The sequence below is a fragment of the Acidovorax sp. LjRoot74 genome (assembly GCF_964254355.1).
Taxonomy (GTDB): Bacteria; Pseudomonadota; Gammaproteobacteria; order Burkholderiales; family Burkholderiaceae_C; genus Acidovorax.
The window spans coordinates 701,520-720,561 of sequence record NZ_CAXUTI020000001.1; the positions used below are offsets into that span (position 1 = coordinate 701,520).

General features: G+C 64.9%; 16 protein-coding genes. 10 read left to right on the forward strand and 6 right to left on the reverse strand.

All coding sequences use genetic code 11. The features are described 5' to 3' along the window. The first annotated feature begins 58 nt into the window (after positions 1-58). Positions 59-955 carry an esterase/lipase family protein gene (locus ACSQ3O_RS03285; protein ID WP_436141065.1) on the forward strand — a complete coding sequence of 299 codons (897 nt, stop codon included), beginning with the start codon at positions 59-61 and terminating at the stop codon, positions 953-955. Positions 956-1,888: 933 nt separating this feature from the next. On the opposite strand, the gene phhA is transcribed toward ACSQ3O_RS03285, so the two are convergent. From phhA to ACSQ3O_RS03310, 5 genes are all read right to left on the reverse strand, one after another. Next, positions 1,889-2,728 (reverse strand): phenylalanine 4-monooxygenase, encoded by an 840-nt coding sequence (phhA, locus tag ACSQ3O_RS03290; RefSeq protein WP_436137846.1) that lies wholly within the window; start codon positions 2,726-2,728, stop codon positions 1,889-1,891. Between the two features lie 64 nt (positions 2,729-2,792). Continuing rightward, a complete protein-coding gene (locus ACSQ3O_RS03295; protein WP_436137847.1) occupies positions 2,793-3,761 on the reverse strand; it encodes a Bug family tripartite tricarboxylate transporter substrate binding protein in 969 nt (322 codons plus the stop codon). Between the two features lie 73 nt (positions 3,762-3,834). Further along, positions 3,835-4,947 carry a 4-hydroxyphenylpyruvate dioxygenase gene (gene hppD / locus ACSQ3O_RS03300; protein ID WP_298458860.1) on the reverse strand — a complete coding sequence of 371 codons (1,113 nt, stop codon included), beginning with the start codon at positions 4,945-4,947 and terminating at the stop codon, positions 3,835-3,837. A gap of 179 nt (positions 4,948-5,126) precedes the next feature. Continuing rightward, entirely contained in the window at positions 5,127-6,119 is a 993-nt protein-coding gene (locus ACSQ3O_RS03305; RefSeq protein ID WP_436137848.1) for a lipase secretion chaperone, read from the reverse strand. A gap of 3 nt (positions 6,120-6,122) precedes the next feature. After that, positions 6,123-7,064, reverse strand: a complete 942-nt coding sequence (locus tag ACSQ3O_RS03310) for an esterase/lipase family protein (protein WP_436137849.1) — start codon at positions 7,062-7,064, stop codon at positions 6,123-6,125. 165 nt (positions 7,065-7,229) lie between these two features. On the opposite strand from ACSQ3O_RS03310, the gene ACSQ3O_RS03315 reads away from it, so the two are divergent. From ACSQ3O_RS03315 to fabB, 6 genes are all read left to right on the forward strand, one after another. Beyond that, on the forward strand, positions 7,230-7,712 hold the full coding sequence (locus tag ACSQ3O_RS03315; RefSeq protein WP_109790902.1) for an Lrp/AsnC family transcriptional regulator: 483 nt from the start codon (positions 7,230-7,232) through the stop codon (positions 7,710-7,712). Positions 7,713-7,981: 269 nt separating this feature from the next. Further along, positions 7,982-8,719: a GNAT family N-acetyltransferase gene (locus ACSQ3O_RS03320; RefSeq protein ID WP_298458850.1), complete on the forward strand. Its 738-nt coding sequence runs from the start codon at positions 7,982-7,984 to the stop codon at positions 8,717-8,719. Positions 8,720-8,833: 114 nt separating this feature from the next. After that, positions 8,834-9,709 carry an HlyC/CorC family transporter gene (locus ACSQ3O_RS03325; protein ID WP_137747062.1) on the forward strand — a complete coding sequence of 292 codons (876 nt, stop codon included), beginning with the start codon at positions 8,834-8,836 and terminating at the stop codon, positions 9,707-9,709. 20 nt (positions 9,710-9,729) lie between these two features. Beyond that, entirely contained in the window at positions 9,730-11,331 is a 1,602-nt protein-coding gene (gene lnt / locus ACSQ3O_RS03330) for an apolipoprotein N-acyltransferase (protein ID WP_375708151.1), read from the forward strand. 159 nt (positions 11,332-11,490) lie between these two features. Further along, positions 11,491-12,012: a 3-hydroxyacyl-[acyl-carrier-protein] dehydratase FabA gene (gene fabA, locus ACSQ3O_RS03335; RefSeq protein ID WP_137747060.1), complete on the forward strand. Its 522-nt coding sequence runs from the start codon at positions 11,491-11,493 to the stop codon at positions 12,010-12,012. Next, on the forward strand, positions 12,009-13,235 hold the full coding sequence (gene fabB, locus ACSQ3O_RS03340) for a beta-ketoacyl-ACP synthase I (protein ID WP_137747059.1): 1,227 nt from the start codon (positions 12,009-12,011) through the stop codon (positions 13,233-13,235). Before fabA ends, fabB begins: the two co-directional genes overlap by 4 nt. A 78-nt stretch (positions 13,236-13,313) precedes the next feature. Here fabB and ACSQ3O_RS03345 read toward each other — a convergent pair whose 3' ends face one another. Beyond that, positions 13,314-14,222 carry a LysR family transcriptional regulator gene (locus ACSQ3O_RS03345; RefSeq protein ID WP_436137850.1) on the reverse strand — a complete coding sequence of 303 codons (909 nt, stop codon included), beginning with the start codon at positions 14,220-14,222 and terminating at the stop codon, positions 13,314-13,316. A 262-nt stretch (positions 14,223-14,484) separates the two neighbouring features. Between ACSQ3O_RS03345 and ACSQ3O_RS03350 the strand changes: the two genes are divergently transcribed. From ACSQ3O_RS03350 to glyS, 3 genes are all read left to right on the forward strand, one after another. Next, complete coding sequence (locus tag ACSQ3O_RS03350; protein WP_436141066.1) at positions 14,485-15,486, forward strand: type II asparaginase; 1,002 nt, start codon at positions 14,485-14,487, stop codon at positions 15,484-15,486. Between the two features lie 464 nt (positions 15,487-15,950). After that, positions 15,951-16,856 carry a glycine--tRNA ligase subunit alpha gene (gene glyQ / locus ACSQ3O_RS03355; protein WP_010462637.1) on the forward strand — a complete coding sequence of 302 codons (906 nt, stop codon included), beginning with the start codon at positions 15,951-15,953 and terminating at the stop codon, positions 16,854-16,856. A gap of 11 nt (positions 16,857-16,867) precedes the next feature. Then, positions 16,868-19,021, forward strand: a complete 2,154-nt coding sequence (glyS, locus tag ACSQ3O_RS03360; RefSeq protein WP_436137851.1) for a glycine--tRNA ligase subunit beta — start codon at positions 16,868-16,870, stop codon at positions 19,019-19,021. The last annotated feature ends 21 nt before the right edge of the window (positions 19,022-19,042 follow it).

Consider the following 19,042-nt stretch of genomic DNA (forward strand, 5'->3'; position numbering starts at 1 on the left):
GGTCAGACCGCACAATGCGGCTGGTCGATTACAACATTTGCCCATCACCACCATCATGATGATCGCGCGCTGGCAACGAATCCTTCTCCTGTGCATCCTGCTGGCCATGGCCGCCTGGCTGGTGTGGCAATGGCCCCATTCACCCTGGCGCGCCGTGCTGGGGGCCTTGGTACCGCTGTGTCTGTACCTGGTGGTGATGGCGGTGGAGTTTGTGCTGATGCACATCACCAACCGCACCAACGCCGCGCCGCGCGCCCGCCTGTCGCAGGTGGTGGGTGCCTGGTGGGCCGAGGTGTGGGTGGCACTGCTGGTCTTCTGCTGGCGCCAGCCGTTTCGCCACCAGTCCGTGCCCGACTGGCTTCCTGCACAGCCGACGGGAAAGCGCGGCGTGGTGCTGGTGCATGGATTCATGTGCAACCGGGGGCTCTGGCTGCCGTGGTTTGCGCCTTTGCAGGCGCGGGGGCATGCCTATGTGGCGGTCAATCTGGAGCCGGTGATGGGGTCGATTGACGAGTATGCGGACATCATTGAAGACGCTGTGCACCAAGTGACGGCTGCCACGGGGCAGGCGCCGGTGTTGTTGTGCCACAGCATGGGGGGGTTGGCGGTGCGGGCGTGGCTGCGGGCGCACCAGGCGGATGGGCGGGTGCACCGTGTGTTGACGCTGGGCACGCCGCATGGGGGCACATGGCTGGGGCGTTTCAGCCGGGCGGTGAATGGGCGGCAGATGAGCTTGGCGGGGGATTGGGTGGTGGCGTTGCAGCGGGCGGAGCCTGCGGGGCGGGCTGCGTTGTTTACCTGCTGGTATTCGAACTGCGACAACATTGTGTTTCCGGCGACTACTGCGGCATTAGTGGGGGCGGAACACCGGTTGGTGGAAGGGGTCGCGCATGTGCAGATGGCGTTTGCCCCTGGGGTGATGAAGGCTTGTCTGGAGGAGATAGATCGCGGGTGATTCTGTGATTTTTTGGCTGCTGGCGCCTGTCTGTAAAACGGTTGTAGCTATTGATTTTGTAGTACTTGGTTAGGTGCGCTGATGTAGCCGCATGCTTTTGTTGAGGGCGGGGGCCGGGTTGTCGCCCCGGCGGGCGAGGTACTTTTCTTTGCTTCGCCAAAGAAAAGTACCCAAAAGAAAAGCGACCCCCAGTCTGCGACCCCTGCGCTTCGCTACGGGGCAAACCTGCGTCGTGTCGGTTGCGGGGTGCGCCGTGGAACTCGCTTTGCGCTGCGCGCGCCGCTCGGACAGCCACGGCGAGTCAGAGCACGAAGCATGGGCGCTTCGACGCCCATGCCACCCCGCAACCGCCCCGCCGCAGGCGCAGCCAGCAGGGGTGGGGAGTCAAACATCCAACAGCCGAACAGCCACACGGGCCGTCGCTGCGCTCGGCCCAGTTTGCGCAGCGCGTGGCGCTTGCGCCCGCGAGACGGGGCCGAGCGCAGCGCAGCGAAGCAATGGCCCGTGTGGATGTCCCTCGGGTTCCCTTCTGGATGCGCCTGGGGCGCGCAGGGCGCGGGGTGGCGCGTGTGCCGAAGGACACACGCGCTTCGTGAACTGACTCACCGCAGCTGTTTGAGCGGAGCGCCGCAGGCGCGCAGCGAGTTCTGCGGTGCACCCCGTGACCGAGCACCCCAGGTTGCCCCGCAGCGCAGCGAAGGGGTCGCAGACAGTAGGGTCGCTTTCTCTTTGGTGACTTTCTCTTGGCGAGACAAGAGAAAGTTACTGCGCCGCCGGGCGCACACCCCGGCCTCCGCCCTCAACACCGGCATGCTTTTCAAACCAGCACGCCAATCCTTCGATCGGCTCAGCCCGAAGGGCTGCTTAATCGCTATGAAAATAATAGCTGTTAGCGCTTTATAGACAGGCGGTGGCAGTCAATTTCACTAAAAATCAAGCCGCCACAGCCTCCCGCTCATCCGCTGCAAACTCCGGCAACCCCCGCAGCCGCTCATAAATCGGCGCAAAGTCCGCCGCCGTCATCTCAAACAGCTGCTCAAAACTGTCGATCACAAAATACGTCTGCTGGTACGTATCGATTTTGTAGCGCGTGCGCATGGTCCGCTCCAGTTGCAGCGGAATGCGCTGCGGCTCTGGGCTCTGCACCGAGTACGCCAGCTCGCCAGACGAACTCAAAATCCCCGCGCCATACGCCCGCAGCTCCCCCGCCTCGCGGATCAGCCCGAACTCGATCGTGTACCAGTACAAGCGGCTCAGCATCTCGCACGACCCCAGCCCCTGCGCCTTCAGCCCGCCCTGGCCGTAGCGCTGCACATAGTCGGCAAACACCGGGTTGAACAGCAGCGGCACATGCCCGAACAGGTCGTGAAAGATGTCGGGCTCGACGATGTACTCAAACTCCTCGGGCTTGCGGATCCAGTCCGTCACCGGGAACTTGCGGTTGGCCAGCAAGGTGAAAAAGGGCACCTCGGGGATCAGCCCCGGCACGCCCACCAGCTCCCAGCCTGTGGCCTTGTAAAGGCGCTCGTTCACCTCTTCAAAACGCGGAATGCGGTCGCTGGCGCCCAGCGAGGGCAGGGCGTCGATGAACGCCTGGCTAGCCAGTCCCGGCAGCAAGGCGCGCTGGCGCTCGTACAGGCGGCGGTAGGTGTCGTGGTCGGCGGCAGTGTAGGCCGCGTAGTCCTGCGGGCAGGTGTAGTCCGCGTTGGCTCGCGAATAGTCGCCACGGGGTGGGCGGGTGGATTGGCCATAGACGACAGGGGCTTGTCCCATTTTTTCTCCTTTGCCGCCATGGTCGGCGCACCGCGATGGGGGTGCGCACCAGCCCACGCGGCTGCTAATCGATCTTGATCTTTGCGGCCCGGATCAGAAATTCGTACTTGCTGTTTTCCGAGCGCACAAACTGCGCGAACCCGTCGAGCGTCAGCTCTTCGGGCGTGATACCCATCTTCTTGAACTTCTCCTTGCCAGCGGGCGAGTGCATCGCGGCGCTAAATGCGTTGGCATAGCGGCGCGCGTCCGCATCAGGCAGCGAGGCGGGCGCGAACAGGCCGAACCAGGTGGACACGTTGAAGCCCTGCACGCTGTCGTTGATGCTGGGCACGTTGGGCAGTGCCTCGTTGCGGCTTAATGTGGTCACGCCCAGCGCCAGCAGCTTGCCCGACTGGATCTGCGGCAGCGCCGAGGCCAGGTTGTCAAACACCATCAGCACCTGGCCCGATTCCAGCGCCGCCAGCGCGGGCTTGGAGCCCTGGAATGGCGTGTGGCCCATCTTGGTGTTGGTGAGCGACTTGAACATCTCGGCCGCAATGTGGCCGATGCTGCCGTTGCCGCCCGAGCCGTACTTGGCCTGGTCCGGGTTCTTCTTGAGGTACTGCACCAGGTCGGGCGTGGTCTTGATGCCCAGCTTGGTGGCCTGTGCCGCGTTCACCACCAGCACGTTGGGCGTGCGTGCGACCAGCGCGATGGGCTTGAAGTCCTTGATGGGGTTGTAGGGGAAGTTCTTGTACAGCCACGGGTTCACTGCGTGCGTGGCCACCGCGCCCATCAGCAACTGGTTGCTGGTCTTCCCGGCCTTGGAAACCTGGTCGGCGCCGGTATTGCCACCTGCCCCGGGTTTGTTCTCCACGGTGATAGCGCCCAACTGGGCGGCAGCACCTTCGGCCACGATGCGGGCCGAGATGTCCAGCGGGCCGCCAGCAGGGTAGGGGACCACGATGGTGAGGGGGGCAGACGGTTTCTGCGCCAGCGCGGCAGTGGCCGCGCTGGCGAGAAAGATGCTGAACAGGGTGCTACGGAGCGACATCGGGATCCTTTTGAGTTCCGGGGAGCGCGCAGTATAGGCATCTGTTCAGGGTAAACCCTAGGCGGCGGATGTCTTAGGTGTTCAGTACGCCGCGCCGGATCTGGTCGCGCTCCAGCGACTCGAACAGCGCCTTGAAGTTGCCCTCCCCAAAGCCGTCGCGGTAGTCGCCTTCGCGCTGGATGAATTCGAAGAACACGGGGCCCAGCATGGGCGTGGAGAAGATCTGCAACAGCAGGCGGGGCGTGCCGTCGGCGGTGGTGCCGTCCAGCAAGATGCCGCGCGACTGCAGCTCGGGCACGGGCTGGCCGTGGCCGGGCAGGCGGGTGTCCAGCATCTCGTAGTACACGTCGTTGGGGGCGGTGGCCAGCGAGACGCCCGCCATACCGAGCTTGTCCACTACGTCCTGCAGGTTGTCGCAGATCAGCGCGATGTGCTGGATGCCCTCGCCGTTGAACTGCATCAAAAATTCTTCGATCTGGCCGCCGCCCTGCTTGGACTCTTCGTTCAGCGGGATGCGGATCTTGCCGTCGGGCGCGGTCATGGCCTTGGACGTGAGGCCCGTGTATTCGCCCTGGATGTCGAAGTAGCGGATTTCGCGGAAGTTGAACAGCTTCTCGTAGAAGTTGGCCCAGAAACCCATGCGGCCGCGGTACACGTTGTGCGTGAGGTGGTCGATGAGGTTCAGGCCGTGGCCCACGGGGCGGCGGTCCACGCCTTCGATGAATTCGAAGTCAATGTCGTAGATGGACTTGCCGTCTTCAAAGCGGTCGATCAAATACAGCGGTGCGCCGCCAATGCCCTTGATGGCGGGCAAGCGCAGTTCCATGGGGCCGGTGGGGATCTCGATGGGCTGGGCGCCCAGCTCCAGTGCGCGGTTGTACGCCTTGTGCGCGTCCTTCACACGGAAGGCCAGACCGCAGGCCGAGGGGCCGTGCTCGGCGCCGAAGTACGCGGCCTGGCTGTGGGGCTCGCGGTTCAGGATGAAGTTGATGCCGTTCTGGCGGTACAGCACCACATCCTTGGAGCGGTGCTTGGCCACTAGGGTAAAGCCGAGCTTTTCAAACACCGCCTCCAGCACGCCCGGCTGGGGCGAGGTGAATTCGACGAATTCGAAGCCCATCAGGCCCATGGGGTTGTCCCAGGCTTGAAGCTGGGCGGCGGTTTCTTGCGGCAGGGCGGCGTTCATGGGGTGTCTCCGGCATTCGTTGATGAATGTCATGGACTGTAGGCGCGCCCTGCCTCATGTTTCTGGCGAAATCAAGAGGCTTTGCTGCTTGATTTGCAGGAATATTGTGAATGGTCAAATTTCTGCGCAAGGAGTCGGCGCTGTTTGCACGGAAGGGCCGTCATGTACGGCGTGCAGGCTTAGGAGCCGGGCGCCGCCGTCTGGAGTTTGCGCAGGGCCAGCGCGGCGTCCACACGCTGCTGCTCTTCCGATGAAAAAAGCTGCTGGCGCAATTGCTGGAGCGCGGCCCCATCGCCCTGCTGGGTGCGGGCCTGGCTGTACTGGTCCAGGCGCTGCTGCCAGTGCTGCTCCTCTTGGTCGAGCCGGGCCAGCGCATGGGCTGCGGCCTCGCCGTACTGGGCGCTGCGGGCGGTGTGGCGCGTGTAGGCGTCGGCGTTCTGGTTGTTGAAGGCAGCGGTCTGCGCGGCGGCGGCCAGGTGCTCGGTGGCGGCGCTGCGTTCTGTGCGGCGTTCGGGCGAGAGTTCGCGCTCTGCCTGCTGCAGCGCCTGGCTGCGCTGTTCGGGCGAGAGCTGAGTGTTGTAGGCCACCTCCAGGCGCGCCAGCGTGTAGCGGTCCAGCTCGGCCTCGCGGGCAAAAAGTGCGTCGTATTCGGCACCGTCAAAGAACTGCGCGCGCACCTTGTGGCGGGCGTCCATCGCCTTGCGCAAGGCGCGTGGGTCGGTCAGGTCCTGGGGCGCACGCAGCTGGCCCAGGGCCACGCGGTAGTCCACATAGCGCTCGGCCAGCGCCAGCGCGCGTGTGGCCAGGGCGGCAGGAAAGTGCTGGCCTATCAGTGCGGCCAGGCGTTGCTTGAGGGTGGCCGGATCGCTGGTGTCGCCCGCTTCCAGCAGCAGGGCCTCCAGCGTGTTGCGCAGGCCGTCCACCAGCAAGGGGTCGGTCGGTTCCTGCGTGTTGCCACTGCGCTGGTGTGCCGAGGGGGCACCATCCGAGCCCCGTGCGGAGTCGGAATATGGGTCCGGGGTGTGGCTGGGCGCGGTGACCGCGCCCCACTGTCCTTCAGGCCATGCGCCCACACCGGGCCAGCCCGCAGGGCCTGTCAGCCACCAGGCCACGGCGGCCGAGGCGATGATGGCCAGGACGGCTGCGGGCTTTGCCCAGGTGCGGATGGCCATGGCTTACAGACCTTGTTGCTTGAGGCGGTTGGCGTGCTGGCGGTACAGCGTCACCGGGTCGGTGGAGAACCAGTCGCGCAGGCCCAGCAGCTGGTTGACTTCGTCCAGGTGGTTCTGGCGGTAGTCGCCCAGGTGTTTGCCCAGCCGCGATGAGCAGGCCGACACCAGGCCGTCGTTGGCCTCGCCAAAGGTGAGGCTCAGCACGCTTAGCAGGCCGTCGCTGGCGTCCAGCACGTTGGTCAGGGGCTGTGTGCCCGTCCACGAGTAATAACGCACGCCGTTCACCAGTTCGGCCCCGTTGCCGCAGCCGGAGGTGGGCACGCCTTGCGGGAAGCGGTTGTTGAACTTGGCAGAGCCCGCCGTGGTCAACGAGTCCAGCGCCGCCGTGGGCATTTGGGGCAGGCCGGTGCCGCCAGAGGTCAGGTTGATCAGGCCCACCAGCGCCTTGGCTGCGGCACTGGCCACAGCCTCGGACACCGAACCTGCGGGCGCTACGCCGCGCAGGATGTCCGCCACGCGCGAACCCCGGTTCACGCCGCCAATCGATGTCACCGATGCCACCAACTGCGGCGCCACGCCCGCCACGTAGCGGGTGGTGGGCCCGCCATGGGAATGCCCCACCAGGTTCACCTTGGCCGCGCCGGAAATGGCGAGGATGGTCTTGACCTGCGCCAGCAATTGCTCGCCGCGCACCTCGGTGCTGTTGGCGGCCGACACCTGTGCCACGTAGACCTTGGCACCACCCTGGCGCAGCGCGTCGGGGATGCCGTAGAAGTAGTCGATGCCCAGCGCCGAGTCAAAGCCGAAAAGCCCGTGCACCAGCACGACGGGATAGCGCGTTTGTGTGTAACCCGTTTGCGCCTGTGCGCCCACGCCCGCCAACAGCAACCCCGCTGTGGCTGCCAGCACCAGTCGCCGCAAAAAGCGGCTGAAAAATCCGGTCATGTGTTTGTCTCCGTTGATGTGATTTCTTATGCTTGCAAAATAGAACGGTCGTTCGTTTTTGCAGGGTTTATTTTTTGGGGAGATGGCTTCTGTCACTATCGGGACATACCCGTGCCTGCAATATGGGCAGCGGATAAATGCCTGGATTCCGTAAAATCCTGCGCCATGAAAGCCTTTGACGCATTGGACAAGCTGGATCGCGCCATCCTGCGCCGTCTGCAAGAAAACGGCCGCGAGACCTACGACGTGATCGGCGAGCAGGTGGGCCTGTCGCCCAGCGCGGTGCTGCGCCGCGTCAAACGGCTGGAAGACAGCGGTGTGATCGACCGCTACGTGGCCCTGGTGCCGCCCGAGGCCGTGGGTCTCGGGCTCACGGCGTACCTGAATGTGCGCCTAGAAAAGCACACCGAAAGCCACAAGCGCAACCCCATGGACCTGTTCCGCGCCAGCGTGCAGACCTGGCCCGAGGTGGTGGAATGCGCCTCGCTCACCGGCGAAATGGACTACCTGCTGCGCGTGGTGGTGGCCGACATGGCGCACTACAGCCGCTTCATCATGGACACCCTGCTCAAGCACCCCAGCGTGCAGGACTGCAAGACCAGTTTTGTGCTCGACCGCGTGAAGGCGACGACGGCTGTGCCCGTGTAAGTGCGTGGGGCCTGGGTGCAGGTGTTGCCGGGCGGACCGCTTCGCTATACGCTGGTGCTGACCGGGCTGTGGCGCCAGCCGGGCCCGTCGCCAGCGCGACGGGGGCGGTGGGGTGGTGTTGTATGAATGCTCTCAAAATAGGAGCATTTATTCTAGGTGGGATGCGCGGAGAAGCCCATTTTCTTTGTTTTTTGAGTGAGGTCACTATTTTGCTGCGGTGCAGCAAAATGAACTGGAAATGATTGGGGAAAACCCTTACATTACTTGGCATGATCGCAACCAAAGACTGGCTCAAGGCATCCTGGTACGCCAGCAGGGACATGCTGCGCCCGGTGACGGGCGGTCCGTCTGCCGGTGATATCCGCATCAAGCAGGAGGTGCCCGTGATGGTTCCTATCCGTGCCCTGGGGCCCTCGTACCGCGAGCGGATTGCCCAGCATCTGCTGCAGCTGGAACCGGCTGACCGCTATCTGCGTTTTGGCTACGCCGCCAACGACGAGCAGATCCGCCGCTACGCCGAGCAGCTCAACTTCGAGCGCGACGAAATTTTTGGCATCTACAACCGCCGCCTTGAGCTCATCGCCATGGCCCACCTGGCGTTCTCGGAAAACCCCGAACACAAGCCCTGTGCCGAGTTTGGCGTGTCGGTGCTCAAGCAGGCGCGGGGCCGTGGTTTTGGTGCGCGCCTGTTCGAGCGCGCTGTGATGCATGCGCGCAATGAGGGCGTGAACATGGTGTTCATCCATGCGCTGTCCGAAAACACCGCCATGCTCAAGATTGCGCGCAACGCCGGTGCCACGGTGCGCCGCGATGGCTCCGAGTCTGAGGCCTACCTGCAGATCCCGCCCGCAAGCCTCGACACCCGCATGGCCGAGATCGTGGAGCAGCAGTTTGCCGAAGTGGACTACCAGCTCAAGAAGCAGGCCAAGCAGTTCTGGGATTTCCTGGCCAACGTGCAGGAAGTGCGCAGCGGCGTGCAGCACGCGCGCCACCAGTCGGCCGAATAACGCCCGCGCGCCGGGCGTGCCTTGGCGTAGTGCGGGGCCGCTGCGGGGCCCCGTCATCACAATCCGCTATCCTAGGGGCTCGATTCACCACCGCACGTCCTGCACTCCACGACAGTGTCTGATCCGCATCCCGGGCGTCCGCCCGAAAAGGAAGACAAACGCACCTTCCTGCAGAAGGTGGCCGAGTTCATCCACCCTGGCCCCGATTCGACGCAAGAGTTGATCGAAACCCTGGCCGAAGCCGAGGACAACCAGGTCATTGGCGCCGAGTCGCGCGTGATGCTGGAACGCGTGATCCGCATGGCCGACATGACGGCGGGCGACGTGATGGTGGCCGCGCCGCGCATGGACCTGGTCAACATCGACGCTCCCTTCGAAGAGTTGTTGCACCTGGTCATCAACACCGCACATTCGCGGTTCCCGGTGTACCAGGGCGAGCGCGACAACATCATCGGCATCCTCATGGCCAAGGACCTGCTCAAGCTGCAGCGTGCGCCCGAGCTGAACATCCGGGCCCTGCTGCGCCCGGCAGTGTTTGTGCCCGAGAGCAAGGGCCTGAACGACCTGCTGCGTGAGTTCCGGGGCAACCGCAACCACCTGGCCATCGTGATCGACGAGTTTGGCCGCATGGCCGGGCTGGTCACCATCGAGGACGTGCTGGAGCAGATCGTGGGCGAGATCGAGGACGAATTCGATATCCCCGAGGACGACGGCGACATCTTCGGCCTGGCCGATCGCACCTACCGCGTGAGCGGCGACACCTCGGTGGAGCGCGTCTGCGAGGCCTTTGATACGCTCATCCAGAGCAGCGACCCCGGCGAGAGTTTTGACACCATCGGCGGCCTGATCGCCCATGAGATGGGCCATGTGCCCAAGCGTGGCGAGCAGTTGGTGCTGGGCGGCCTGCATTTTGTGGTGCTGCATACCAAGGGCGGCGCCGTGCGCTGGTTCAAGGTGTCCAAGGCCGAAGACGGCAGCACTGCCGGTTGATGGCGCGGGTTTCCTTGACGATGCGCTGGCCTGTGCAGGCACTGCTGGCGTTGGCCGCTGGGCTGGCGCAGGCCGCGTCGCTGGCCTGGCCGGGCAGTGGCCAGCCGCTGTGGTGGCTGCAGCTGGCGTCTATCGCGGTGCTGGCCCGCCTGGTGCGACCGGGCGTGCACGGCGCAGTGCCCTGGCAGCGGGGCGCCCTGATCGGCGGTGTGTTTGCCACAGCCTGGCTTTCGGGCACTTTCTGGTGGCTGTTCATTTCCATGCACACCTATGGCGGCTTGCCTGCGCCGCTGGCGGTGGCGGCGGTGCTGGCGTTGGCCGCGTTCCTGGGCAGTTACTACGCTGCAGTCTTAGGCCTTTTTTGCCGCCTTGCGCCCGTCCATCAAGGCGGAGCTGCTCTGCTTTTCGGAGCGCTGTGGTTGCTGGCCGAGCTGGCGCGGGGCATCTGGTGGACAGGTTTCCCGTGGGGAGCGGGGGGCTATGCCCATGTCGATGGGCCGCTGGCGCCGCTCGCGCGGTATGTCGGGGTCTATGGCCTGGGCGCCGTGGCGGCTGCGCTGGCCATGGGGGTGGTGCAACTGCGCCCTGCCGACCTGCGTCGGTGGCGCCTGTGGGCACTGTTGCTGGCCCTGGCGGCTGTGCTGGCCGGGGTCACGGTGCAGCGCTTCTGCGCGGTCAATCTGTGCCATACGCCCTCGCAACCCCAGCCGCCCGCATTGAGCCTGGAACTGCTGCAAGGCAACATCCCGCAGGACGAGAAATTCCAGCCGGGCAGTGGTGTGCCCGTGGCCCTCCAGTGGTATGCCGAAGCCTTGCGCAATGCCAAGGCCGACCTGGTGGTGGCGCCCGAAACCGCCATCCCGCTGCTGCCGCAACAGCTCATCCCCGGCTACCTGGAAGGCCTCCAGCAACGCTACGCCCAGGGCCCGCAGGCTGCACTCGTAGGGATTCCGCTGGGGGATGAAACGCTGGGCTACACCAACTCGGTGCTGGGCCTGGCCCCAGCCACTGCAGCGGGGCAGGCGGACCCCTACCGCTACGACAAGCACCACCTGGTGCCCTTTGGCGAGTTCATTCCGCCATTCTTCAAATGGTTCACGGCCATGATGGACATCCCCCTCGGCGACTTCAACCGGGGCGCTGTGGGCCAGGCGTCTTTTGTGTGGAAGGGCCAGCGCATCGCGCCCAACATCTGCTACGAGGATTTGTTTGGCGAAGAGCTGGGCGCACGTTTCATCGACCCGGCCCAGGCGCCCACGGTGTTTGTCAATTTCAGCAACATCGGCTGGTTTGGCAATTCGCTGGCGATTGACCAGCACCTGCACATCAGCCGCATGCGCGCGCTGGAGTTCGAGCGCCCCATGGTGCGCGCCACCAACACCGGCGCCACGGCCATCATCGACCACCGGGGCGTGGTCACGCACCAGCTGGAGCGCCACACCCGGGGCGTGCTCCGGGGCGAAGTGCAAGGCCGTGGGCTCAGCGCCAACACCGGCTGGGCGATCACGCCCTATGCGTGGTGGGTGGCCCGCTGGGGCCTGTGGCCGCTGTGGGCGCTGGGGGGCCTGGCGCTGGCGGCGGCCCTGTGGGCGCAGGGTGCGCGCAGGGCGCGGGGCGGTTGATTCAGGTCAGTCGCCTACCCGCCTGCGAGGGGGCTGGACAATCGCTTCTTTAGAGGCGACTCCCTATGCCTTGATAATAGAGCCCCGCAAGCGGGGGCTTGTGTTGCGTACAACGACGATTTGAGGCGGGCCCACCGCCGTTCTGGAGCACGACTGAAGATGGCTGATTCCTTTTCCTACGAACAACTGATCGCCTCGGGCGAGGGCCGGCTGTTCGGCGCTGACAGCGGGCGTCTGCCGCTGCCACCCATGCTGATGTTTGACCGCATCACGCACATCGACGGCGATGGTGGCGCGCACGGGCTGGGGAAGATCCGGGCCGAACTCGACGTCAAGCCCGACCTGTGGTTTTTTGCCTGCCACTTCCAGGGCGACCCGGTCATGCCCGGCTGTCTGGGGCTGGATGCCATGTGGCAGCTCATCGGCTTCTACCTGACCTGGCTCAAGCTGCCAGGCCGGGGCCGCGCACTGGGCGCGGGCGAGGTCAAGTTCACCGGCGAAGTGGGCCCGGATGTGAAGCTGGTCACCTACGAAATCGACATCAAGCGCGTGATCAAGCGCAAGCTGGTCATGGCCATCGGCGACGCCCGCCTGCTGGCCGACGGCAAGGAAATCTATGTGGCCAACGACCTGCGCGTGGGCCTGTTCAAGCGCGAGGGCGACGACAAGGACGCAGCATGACGACCAAAAAGCGCGTAGTCATCACCGGTGCGGGCATTGTCTCGTGCATCGGCAACGACCTGGCCACGGTGGAAGCCTCGCTGCGGGCCAGCAAGAGCGGCATCAAGGCCGTGGAAAAGTTCAAGGAGCTGGGCCTGCGCAGCCAAGTGGGCGGCGCGCCCGAGATCGACATCGAAGCGCGCATCGACCGCAAGCAGCTGCGCTTCATGGGTGACGCTGCGGCCTATGCGCAGATTGCGCTGGAAGACGCCATCCAACAAGCAGGACTGACGCCAGAACAGGTCAGCCACCCGCGCACCGGCCTCATCATGGGCTCGGGCGGTGGCTCGCCCGCCAACCAGATCGAAGCGGCCGACACGCTGCGCGAGAAGGGCATCCGCCGCGTAGGGCCGTACCAGGTCACGCGCTGCATGAGTTCCACCGTGTCCGCCTGCCTGGCTACCAATTTCAAAGTCAAGGGCATCAACTACTCCATCACCTCGGCCTGCTCCACGTCGGCGCACTGCATCGGCGCTGCGGCGCAGCAGATCGCCTGGGGCGTGCAGGACGTGATGTTTGCGGGTGGGGGCGAAGAGCTGAGCTGGGGCATGTCGCTGCTGTTCGACGGCATGGGCGCCATGTCCAGCAAGTACAACGAAACGCCCGAGAAGGCCTCGCGCGCCTACGACGCGAACCGCGATGGCTTCGTGATCGCGGGCGGCGGCGGCGCCGTGGTGCTGGAGAGCCTGGAGCACGCGCTGGCGCGCGGCGCCACCATCCTGGCCGAAGTGGTGGGCTTTGGCGCCACCAGTGATGGCGAAGACATGGTGGCCCCCTCGGGCGATGGCGCCATTGCGTGCATGCAGCAGGCGATGGACGGTCTGGATGCGCCCATCGACTACATCAACACGCACGGCACTTCCACGCCCGTGGGGGACATGCAGGAAGTGCGCGCCATGAAGGCGTTGTTTGGCGACCAGGTGCCGCCGTTCTCGTCCACCAAGTCGCTCACCGGCCACTCGCTGGGTGCGACCGGTGTGCAAGAGGCGATCTACTGCATGATCATGCTGAACAAGGGCTTCATTGCCGGTTCGGCCAATGTGGAAACACCCGACCCCGCACTGGGCTCCATGCCCCTGGTCACACAAACGCGTGATGCCAACCTGACGACGGTGTTGTCCAACAGCTTCGGCTTTGGCGGTACCAATGCCAGCCTGGTGCTGCGCCGCTGGATGGGCGCCTGATCGGTTTTTTCGCCGGTTCCGCTGCCGCCAGACCCGCCCCCGCGCACAGCGGTGGCGGGTTTTGTCATATGGAGCGGGTTACTTGCGCGGCCGGGGCGACAGCGCCTCGTGCAGCAGCGCTGGCAGCATGGCCAGCATGCGTGTGGCCTGCAGGCCCGGCGGGTGGCTGCCTGCGTGGTAGCTGTACAGCGACATGGGCGGCAGGTCGGGCAGCTCCACCGCCACCATGTGGGCGGGGTCCAGGCGGATGGCCGTGAGGAAGTCCACCACCGTCCAGCCCATGCCCAGCCGCACCAGCTCCAGCGCCAGGCGCGATGTCTGCACCTGGATGCCCGGCCCCCCCGGTGTGCCCAGGCGGTCGGCCGTGTGGTCGATGGACTGGCGCATGGGGTCGTCGCCCACCAGCCGGATGGCGGGCACCTGCGCCAGCCGCGCGGCCGTGCTGGCGGCGCGCGGGGCGCGGTCCCACACGGTGCGGGCCACCGCCAGCGACAGGCGGCCGCTGACCAGCAGCTCGCTGTGTACCTGTGGGTGCGGATGCTTGAAAAACCCCAGCCCAAAGTCCACGCTGCGCGTGAGCAGCGCCTGCGTCATCTGGTCCTGGTGGATGGTGCGCACCTCCACGCCCACCTGCGGGTGTTTTTGCGCATGGCGGTGCAGCAGCGTGGGCAAAAACTCATGGGTGATGGACGGAATGGCCGCCAGTCGCACATCGCCCAGCTCGGTGGTGGCCAGGTTGCGCGCCGTGCGCTGCAGCGCGTCCAGCTGGCGGTGGAGGCTGCCCGACTCCACAGCCAGCACCTGCGCTTCGGGCGTGGGCGTGAGGCCTGCGGGCGTGCGGTTGAACAGCCGGTAGCCCAGCTGCAGCTCGGTGTGGGCCACGGCCTTGCTCACGGCCGATGGGGTGATGCACAGCAGGCGGCCCGCCGCGCTCATGCTGCCGGTCTGCAAAACGGCCTGGAACACTTCGAGCTGGCGCAGGTTCATGGGAATGCCCAAAAAGAGGGTGTGAATCAAATTCACAAGGTGACGCCAATTATTCCACTTGGCTGTGCGTGGATTTCTCATAGGATGCCGCACCGCCCGACACCCGCACACCGGGGCCGGACGGCAGCAGGACGCAGCACACCCCGCTGTGCCCGAAGAATGACCCGGAGACACAACCATGCGATTTTTTTCTGATTCTTCCTCGTCCATCACGCGCCGCTGGTTTGCGGGCGTGGTGCTCTCGGCTCTGTCCACGGTGGCCATGGCCCAGGCGGCCAAGCCCCATGTGGTCGTGCTGGCCACGGGGGGCACCATTGCCGGTGCGGGCGCCTCGGCGGCCAACAGCGCCACCTACGCCGCCGCCAAGGTGCCGGTCGATAAGCTGCTGGCAGGCCTGCCCGAGCTGGCCAATGTGGCCAAGGTGTCGGGTGAGCAGGTGTTCCAGATCGCGTCCGAGAGCTTCACGAACGAGCACCTGCTGCGCCTCGGCCAGCGCGTATCGGCCCTGACCAAGCAGGCGGATGTGGACGGCATCGTCATCACCCACGGCACGGACACGCTGGAAGAAACCGCGTACTTCCTCAACCTGGTGGTCCGCACCAACAAGCCCATCGTGGTGGTCGGCTCCATGCGCCCCGGCACGGCCCTGTCGGCCGATGGTGCGCTGAACCTGTACGACGCCGTGACCGTGGCCGCCAGCAAGGACGCTGCTGGCAAGGGCGTGCTGGTCACGATGAACGACGAGATCCAGAGCGGCCGCGATGTGAGCAAGACCATCAACATCAAGACCGAGGCCTTCAAGAGCCAGTGGGGCCCGCTGGGCATGGTGGTGGAAGGCAAGAACTACTGGTTCCGCGCCCCGGTCAAGCGCCACACGGCCCAGTCCGAGTTCAACATCGACGACATCAAGGCCCTGCCCGCAGTGGACATCGTCTATGGCTACGGCAACATGAACACCACGGGCATCGAAGCCTATGGCAAGGCGGGCGTGAAGGCGCTGATCCATGCTGGCACGGGCAACGGCTCGGTGGCTGCGCAAGCGGTCGATTCGCTCAAGGCCCTGCGCGCCTCGGGCGTGCAGATCATCCGTTCGGCCCGCGTGCCCGACGGTTTTGTGCTGCGCAATGCCGAGCAGCCTGACGACAAGTACGACTGGGTCGTTGCCCATGACCTGCGCCCCCAAAAGGCCCGCATCCTGGCCATGGTCGCTTTGACCAAGACCAACGACAGCAAAGAACTGCAACGCATTTTCTGGGAGTATTGAGAAGACCCCCTGAGGCGCTTTGCGCCTTCCCCCTGAAGGGTGACGCCCCCAGCGCGGCGGGGCGGCCCTTGCGCGGGGGCACTGGCCCAGGCAGCGCCTCGTGGTGGCGCTGTGGGCCAGTGTGATGGATCGTGAGTTGATTTGACTTGGTGCACAACACGTGCACCGACAGGCTACCCGCAAAGGTGGTCACTGGTACGCACCGGCTTATAGCGCGCGTGACTGGTTGGGAAGGCTGGGGCTCCAAAAGGGCTCCGGCCTTTTTTCATGGGTGCGGGCCGATGTTGTGGGCGCTGTCGCAGCACACGCGGCGGGGCGCCGTAAAATCACCGGTTTGCGCGCGCGATGCCCGTCCTGATTGCCTTGTGGGGCGGCGGGCCCTGGGGTTTGCTCACGCACCGCGTTTTCTTCTTTTCCCCTTATTTGCCCGGCCCTGGCTTGCCAGTGCCTCAGCCACAGACGCCATGTTGACATTCCAGCAAATCATTTTGAAGCTGCAGTCCTACTGGGACGCGCAGGGTTGCGCCCTTTTGCAACCCTATGACATGGAAGTGGGCGCCGGCACCTCGCACACCGCCACCTTCCTGCGCGCCATCGGCCCCGAGCCGTGGAAGGCCGCCTACGTGCAGCCCAGCCGCCGCCCCAAGGACGGCCGTTACGGCGAGAACCCCAACCGCCTGCAGCACTACTACCAGTACCAGGTGGTGCTCAAGCCCGCACCGGCCAACATCCTGGAGCTGTACCTGGGCTCGCTCGAAGCCCTCGGCTTTGACCTGAAAAAGAACGACATCCGCTTTGTGGAAGACGACTGGGAGAACCCCACGCTCGGCGCCTGGGGTCTGGGCTGGGAGGTGTGGCTCAACGGCATGGAAGTCACGCAGTTCACTTACTTCCAGCAGGTTGGTGGCATCGACTGCAAGCCCGCCACCGGCGAGATCACCTACGGCCTGGAGCGCCTGGCCATGTACCTGCAGGGCGTGGACAACGTCTACAACCTCAAGTGGACCGACACGCTGAGCTACGGCGACGTGTACAAGCAAAACGAGGTGGAGCAGTCCACCTACAACTTCGAGCACAGCGACGCGGACTTTTTGTTCACCGCCTTCAACGCGCACGAAAAGCAGGCCAAGTACCTGATGGAGCAGCAGCTCGCGCTGCCCGCCTACGAGCAAGTGCTCAAGGCCGCACACAGCTTCAACCTGCTGGATGCGCGCGGCGCGATCAGCGTGACCGAACGCGCTGCCTACATCGGCCGCATCCGCAACCTGGCGCGTGCTGTGGCGCAGAGCTACTACGAGAGCCGCGAGCGTCTGGGCTTCCCCATGGCGCCGCGCGAGTGGGTGGAACAGATGACGAAGAAGGCTGCGTGAGAGAAATGACGATGACAACCCAAAACCTTCTCGTTGAACTGTTTGTCGAAGAACTGCCGCCCAAGGCATTGCAGAAGCTGGGCAATGCGTTCGCAAACGTACTTTTTGATCAGCTGAAAGTTCGTGGACTGACAGCTGCCGATTCGGTAGTTACTTTTTTTGCTTCGCCCCGCAGATTGGCTGCCCACGTAACCAATGTGTTGGAGCGTGCCGCGGATAAAGATGTTTTGGTGAAGCTCATGCCGGTCGCTGTTGCCATTAAGGACGGCAAGCCGACTGATGCACTGAGGAAGAAGCTTGCGAATGAGGGGCGAGCACACTTGGCTGACTTGTGGCCGAACGCTGTGGATGGCCCCGACAGTCTCGTTGTGCAAAGCGACGGCAAGGCGGATGCGGTTTATCTGCGTGGCATCGCAATTGGCGGAACACTGCAGGTTGGGCTTGAGTTCGCCTTGAATGAAGCCATCGCCAAGCTGCCCATCCCCAAGGTGATGAGCTACCAGCTTGAAACCGACTGTGAGCTGCCCGGCTGGACCAGCGTGAACTTTGTGCGCCCCGCGCACGGCCTGGTGGCGCTGCACGGCAGCACCGTGGTGGCCGTGAAGGCACTGGGCCTGACGGCTGGCAACAGCACCCAAGGCCACCGTTTTGAAGCCGTTGTGTCGCCCGTGGTGCTGCAGGACGCCGACAGCTACGCCGCCACGCTGCGCAAGGACGGCGCCGTGATCGCCAGCTTTGCCGAGCGCAAGGCCGAGATCGCCCGCCAGTTGGCCGCTGCCGCTGCCAAGGTCGGCAACGGCGCTCGCCCCATCGAAGACGAAGCCCTGCTGGACGAAGTGACCGCGCTGGTCGAGCGCCCGAACGTCGTCATCTGCCAGTTTGAAGAGCAGTTCCTGGGTGTGCCGCAGGAGTGCCTCATCCTCACGATGAAGGCCAACCAGAAGTACTTCCCGCTGCTGGACGCTGCTGGCAAGCTCACCAACAAATTCCTGGTGGTCAGCAACATCAGCCCCGAAGACACGATCTTTGTGACCGGCGGCAACGAGCGCGTGGTGCGCCCGCGCCTGGCCGACGCCAAGTTCTTCTTCGATCAGGACCGCAAGAAGACTCTGGCCTCGCGCGTCGAAGGCCTGGGCAAGGTCGTGTACCACAACAAGCTGGGCACGCAGGGCGAGCGCGTGGAGCGCGTGCGCGCCATTGCCAAGGCGATTGCGTCCCAGCTGGGAGATGCGCAACTGGTGCAGGACGCCGACCTGGCCGCGCAACTGGCCAAGACGGACCTCGTGACTGACATGGTGGGCGAGTTCCCCGAGCTGCAGGGCATCATGGGCGGCTACTACGCCCTGAACGACGGCCTGGGCGAGACCGTGGCAAACGCGATTGAAGACCACTACAAGCCGCGCTTTGCGGGCGATGCGCTGCCCCGCAACACGGCGGGCGTGGTGGTGGCCCTGGCCGACAAGCTCGAAACCCTGGTCGGCATGTTCGGCATCGGCAACCTGCCCACGGGCGATCGCGACCCGTTTGCGCTGCGCCGCCATGCGCTGGGCGTGATCCGCATGCTGGTCGAGAAGGATTTGCCACTGGACTTGAACGCACTGTTGGCCGGTGCCGTGCCTGCGTTTGGCGACAAGATCACCGATGCATCGGCGCAACTCGCTGACTTCATCTACGACCGCCTCGCTGGCAGCCTGCGCGAGCAAGGCTACAGTGCCCAGGAAGTGGACGCCGTGCTGGCCCTGCGCCCACAGCGCCTGGCCCTGGTCGAAAAGCAGCTTGCCGCAGTGCGCGCCTTCGCCGCCTTGCCCGAAAGCCCGGCCCTGGCCGCAGCCAACAAGCGCGTGGGCAACATCCTGAAAAAGGCCGAGGTCGAAGGCCCGGTGGATGCCCATGTCAACCCTGAGCTGCTGCAGGAAAAGGCCGAGCAGGACCTGTTTGCCGCCCTGCAGCGTTTTGTGCCCGAGGCCAATGCGCAGTTCGACGCGGGCGACTACACCGCCAGCCTGCAGACCCTGGCCGTGCTGCGCGCGCCGGTGGATGCGTTTTTTGACGACGTGATGGTCAACGCCGAACAGCTGGATGTGCGTATGAACCGCCTGGGCCTGCTCAAAATGCTGCACAACGCGATGAACCGCGTGGCCGACCTCTCGCGTCTGGCGGTGTGATCCCGGGGCTGATAGGCTGGC